The organism is Promicromonospora kroppenstedtii DSM 19349, assembly GCF_000515355.1.
In the GTDB taxonomy this organism is placed as follows: domain Bacteria; phylum Actinomycetota; class Actinomycetes; order Actinomycetales; family Cellulomonadaceae; genus Promicromonospora; species Promicromonospora kroppenstedtii.
In genome coordinates, this window is sequence record NZ_KI911759.1 from 1 (window position 1) to 3,112 (window position 3,112).

General features: G+C 73.6%; 3 protein-coding genes. All 3 read right to left on the minus strand.

Translation table 11 applies throughout. From position 1 onward, the window contains the following. On the minus strand, positions 1-1,474 hold a 1,474-nt coding region (locus PROKR_RS26680), incomplete at its 3' end, for a DEDD exonuclease domain-containing protein (protein WP_051433404.1). Positions 1,475-1,526: 52 nt separating this feature from the next. Continuing rightward, positions 1,527-2,357, minus strand: a complete 831-nt coding sequence (locus PROKR_RS26685; protein WP_036969886.1) for a phosphoribosylaminoimidazolesuccinocarboxamide synthase — start codon at positions 2,355-2,357, stop codon at positions 1,527-1,529. Continuing rightward, positions 2,348-3,112, minus strand: a 765-nt coding sequence (locus PROKR_RS26690) for an alpha-amylase family glycosyl hydrolase (RefSeq protein ID WP_245605980.1), incomplete at its 5' end; no start/stop codon positions are given. The genes PROKR_RS26685 and PROKR_RS26690, both read right to left, overlap by 10 nt.

Sequence of the window (3,112 nt, forward strand, 5' to 3'; positions counted from 1 at the left end):
CGATCTCCCAGCCGCCGGGCTTGCCGGGGGCGTCGCCGATGCCGGAGGGGCGCGCGGCGACCAGCTCCGCGCACCCGGCCAGGGGCCCGATCCGCTGGGCGCGATGTGCGCCGTGCACGAAGGCGCGCAGGCGGCGCGTGACCTCCCCCGCCTCCTCGTACCGCTCCTGGTGGGCGAGGGCCGCGATCCGGTCGGAGAGGGCGCGGACCACGGGAGCGGGGTCGCCGGTGAGGGCGTCGCGCGCGGCCTCGGCCACGTCCGCGTAGGAGGTGTCGGGGCCCTCGGTCGCCACGCACGGCGCCGAGCAGCGACCCATGCCGGCCAGCGCGCACGGACTGCCGGGGCGCTTGGAGACCAGCGGGATGCGGGCGGTGCACTGCCGCAGGTTCAGGGCGTCGTGCAGGGCGTGCACGGCCTCCTGTGCGGTCCGCCGGGACCCGAAAGGCCCTATGTGCGCGGCGCCCGCCACGACGCCGCTCACCACCGACAGGCGCGGGTAGGCCTCGTCCGTCAGCCGCACCCACGAGTGCCGCTCCGGGAACTTGGAGCGCCGGTTGTAGCGCGGGGCGTGCTCGGTGATGAGCCGCAGCTCGCGCACCTGGGCCTCCAGCGGCGTGGCGCAGGCGACGGGCGTGACCCGCTCGGCGATCCGGACCATCTCCGTGATGCGCCGCCGCTTCTCGGCGGCGGTGAAGTACGAGCGCACGCGCTTGCGGATGTTGACCGACGTGCCGACGTACAGCACCTCGTCGCCGGGGCCGCGGAACAGGTAGACGCCGGGGGAGTCGGGCAGCCCGTCGGCGAGATGCCGCTTGCGGCGCACCTCGGGCGGCACCGGATCGGCTGCCGTCGCCAGGTCCTCGAGGTGCGTCACGCCCATCGGCGCGAGGCGGTCGAACAGGGCGTGCAGGACGTCGACGGTCGCCCGCGCGTCGGCCAGCGCCCGGTGCTCGGGGGAGACGGTGGCGTGGAACAGGTTGGCGAGCGTGGACAGCTTGTGGTTGGGCGCCTCGTCCCGGGTGACCAGGCGCCGGGCCAGGGGCACCGTGTCCACGACGGTGAAGCCGGGCCACGGGTAGTCCAGCCGGGAGCACATCGCCTTGAGGAAGCCGATGTCGAACGGGGCGTTGTGCGCCACCAGCACCGTGTTGTGCGCGAACTCCAGGAAGCTCGGCAGCACCAGCGCGATGTCGGGCGCTGTGGCGACCATGGCGTTGGTGATGCCGGTCAACCGCGCGACGAAGGCCGGGACCGGCTGCCCCGGGTTGACCAGCGACTGGAACTCGCCGAGCACCTCGCCGCCGCGCACCTTGACGGCACCGATCTCGGTGATGCCGCCCTCCTTGGCGTTGGTGCCCGTGGTCTCGAGGTCCACCACCACGAAGGTGACGTCCCGCAGGGGCGTGCCGAGCTCCTCGAAGGTCGCCTGGTAGGCCGAGGGATTGCCGGACGTCGCGGTGCTCACGGCGTGCACGCTAGCTGGTACCACTGACACTGCCGCCCGGGGCCGGACGGGAGCGCGGGGCTCAGCCCCAGGTCTCGCCCGTGAGCTGCTCGTAGATCTCCACGTAGCGGGCGCGGGTCTCCGCCACGACGTCGGCCGGGATCTCCGGGCCGGGGTAGGTGCGGTCCCAGCCGGTCAGGGTCGATGACCAGTCGCGCACGAACTGCTTGTCGTAGGACCACTGCCCGCGGCCGGGCTCGTACTCGCTCGCCTTCCAGAAGCGCGAGGAGTCGGGCGTGAGCACCTCGTCGGCGAGGGTCAGCACGCCGTCGGCGTCGAACCCGAACTCGAGCTTGGTGTCGGCGATGATGACGCCGCGCTCGCGCGCGATCTCGGCGCCGCGGTCGTAGATGGCCAGGGTCAGCTCGCGCAGCCGGTCCGTGGTCTCCGTGCCCAGGTCCTTCGCGATCTCCTCCACGGAGATGTACTCGTCGTGGCCCTCGTCCGCCTTGGTCGACGGCGTGAACACGGGCTGCGGCAGCCGGTCGGCCTCGACCAGGCCCGGGGGGAACGCCACGCCGGACACGCTGCCGGTGGCGTTGTACGAGTCCAGGCCGCCGCCCGCGAGGTACCCGCGGGCGATGCACTCGACCGGGACGATCGTCAGCTTCTTGCAGCGGATCGCGCGGCCGGTCCACTCCTCGGGGACCTCCTCGCTGATCACATGGTTGGGCACCAGGTCGGCGAACTGCCGGAACCACCACAGCGAGAGCTGGGTGAGGATCGCGCCCTTGTCGGGCACGGGCGTCGGCAGCACGACGTCGTACACCGACACGCGGTCGGAGGCCACCAGGATCACATCGTCGCCGTCCGCGTAGACCTCGCGAACCTTGCCCTTCCGGATCAGTTCCACGGGGCCAAGGCTAACCCGGTACGCGCACCGGACCGGTGCGCGTACCAGGCTCGCCCGTCGGCGGTCGGGCGCTGCGCGACCGCGAGATCGAGGACGGCGTAGCCGTGGCCGTCGAGGTGCACGACCTCCGCTCCACCGTTGTCAGTCTCCGCCCGGAACCCCCGGGCGAGCACCTGCCGCCCGCCGACGGCACCGGCCAGCGGGAACCGCACCGCCGCACCCCCCGGGTTGAGCAGCACGGCCAGCGTGCCGCCGCGCACGTATGCCAGGGGATACCCCGTGGCGAGCACCTCGACGGGCGCCGCAGCGTCCAGGCGCGGGTCGTCGTGCCGCAGCGCGATGAGGTCGCGGACCAGGCGCAGCAGCGAGTCGCCGTCGTCCACCTGGGCGGCAACCGTCGGACGCTCCGGGTCGGGGTCCTCCGGCAGGTAGGTCGAGTCCGCGGGCCTGCCCGGGCCGTAGGGGTCCGCGGGCAGGTCACCCCACTGCATCGGGGTGCGCGAGCCGGCCCGGTCGTAGGCCGGGCCGAGCCGCGAGCCCTCCAGCGTGGGTGTGCCCGGCACGTACCGCATGCCGATCTCGTCGCCGTAGTAGACCGACGGTAGGGCGGGCCAGGTCATCGTGAGCACGTGCGCCACGCGGGCCTGCTCGGCGTCGCGCGGGCCCGCCACCAGCCGCGTGAAGTCGTGGTTCGACGTCGGCAGGCCCACCACGCCGCCGCGGCCCGTCGCCGCGATGGCGTCCGTCGCGGCCTG